This window comes from Ureaplasma diversum NCTC 246 (genome assembly GCF_000731915.1).
GTDB classification, from domain to species: Bacteria; Bacillota_I; Bacilli_A; order Mycoplasmatales; family Mycoplasmoidaceae; genus Ureaplasma; species Ureaplasma diversum.
Window position 1 is genome coordinate 1 of record NZ_JFDP01000098.1, and the last position, 1,791, is coordinate 1,791.

The 1,791-nt window shown below is 30.5% G+C and carries 1 protein-coding gene; it reads right to left on the bottom strand.

All coding sequences use genetic code 4. From position 1 onward, the window contains the following. Positions 1-234: 234 nt before the first annotated feature. Positions 235-1,656 carry an ICP22 family protein gene (locus tag UDIV_RS04060; protein WP_038103700.1) on the bottom strand — a complete coding sequence of 474 codons (1,422 nt, stop codon included), beginning with the start codon at positions 1,654-1,656 and terminating at the stop codon, positions 235-237. Positions 1,657-1,791 lie beyond the last annotated feature (135 nt).

A 1,791-nucleotide genomic window follows, 5' to 3' on the forward strand; every position in this document is an offset into this window, starting at 1 on the left:
AAAAAATATAGAGCAATTTTAAATTCAATTTTTCGTGCTTCAAAAAAAAAAAAAAAAAGGACTTTCTAAGCAAATGTTCCGGTTAAAGGTGTTTTAGAGAAATAATGTATGCTTGTATTTTGTAATAATCAGTTTCTCTGCATTTAGCAAGTTATTCCCTTAATAAATTTATAAAAATAAAAAACCAGCGGTTCATTTCGCCGGTTTTATTGTTTCTTTATCTAATTAAAATTATTAACTAAAATTAATATTCTTTGTTATCAGGTTGCTTTTACTTCCGTCTTTACTTTCTCACATTTTAGATATATATCATTTTCCACTATCTTTTTCTTCTTCATATTTGTGATCAGTATAAATATAAAATCTTGTTTTACCATTTTGGTTACTTATCTGTCGAGTTCAGATTTGTTTGCCTAAATTGCTTGGATCTTCAACATAGTGTGTTGAACCACCAACAACTTTTTTGCTATTTTCAATTTCGAATTCAAATTTTTTACCATCTATATATTTTTTATAGATGTTTTCTGATGTCTCAAGAGTTATTACAGGTAACCCATCTTTATCTCTTGCAAATGCTATTGGAGTTAAGACTTTTGTATCAACTTCAATATTTGTATCTTTTAGATTCTCAAATTTAATTTCAGTTCCGTCTTTACTATCTTGTTTTTCATAAACCTTAATAGTCTTGATTTTGTATTTGCTGTATAAATTTACATCTGTAAATATTAAAGTTACAACCTTATTTGTTATTTGTGCCTTGGCTTTAGATTTAACAACCACATCTGAAGCAGGTTCTTTGATTTCATTCAACTCAACTTCTACATACTTTTGATCAGCATTTTCGAAATTTAAATTTAATAAGAATTCTCCATTTTTTTCTGTTATTTTTGTATCTTTGTTTAAGCTAACAGAAATAGGTTTTACTTCTTGATTTACTTCCCCTTCTGTTTCACTTGGTTTCATTGAATCTTCCATTTTCTTAGATTCATCTGATTCACTATTTCCAGGCTTAGCTCCTTCGGTATCAGTATTTGTTTTTCCTGGTTCTTGTTTCATTTCTGAATCTTTTGATCCACTATTTGGAGCGGGTTCATTTTTATTAACATCAGGATTTGGTTTTTCACCATTTTTTGACCCTGTTTCGCTATCTTGTTTGTTAGATTCTTTAGATTCAGTATCTTCTTTTGGTTTATTAGTTTCTGTACTACCATCACCAGATTCTACTTTAGGTTTATTAGTTTTGTCTGAATCTGAGCCAGGAGCATCGCCTTGTTTCATATCTTCTTTAGGCTTATTAGTGTCTTTATTATCACTAGAAGTTCCACTATCATTTTTAGGTGTAGCTTCTGGAGTTGAAGGTTGAGTTTTTTCTGGAGAAGTTTTTGATGAACCACCTGTTGGATTAGTTGTCCCACCGTTGTTTGAACCTTTATCAGTTGGTGTTGATGGAGTATTGTTTTCTGAACCTTGTTTACTTCCACTACCTCGCTTAGATTCAGTTCCACTAGTTTGTGGCTGTTCTACTTTCTTTTCAGTAGGTTTAGCTGGTTTCGCTTTCGTTGGTGCACAAGCTGCAACTACTCCAATAACACTAACCCCTGCCATAATCGCACCAACCGCAAGAGTTAATGCTTTTTTGTTTTTGAATTTACTCATATATTAATAAATCCTTTGATAGTTAAAATTATGTTGAAAATTCCCTTTTAAAAGTTTGGTTTAAAAAATATAGAGCAATTCTAAATTCAATTTTTCGTGCTGCAAAAAAAAAAAAAGGACTTTCTAGGTAAATGT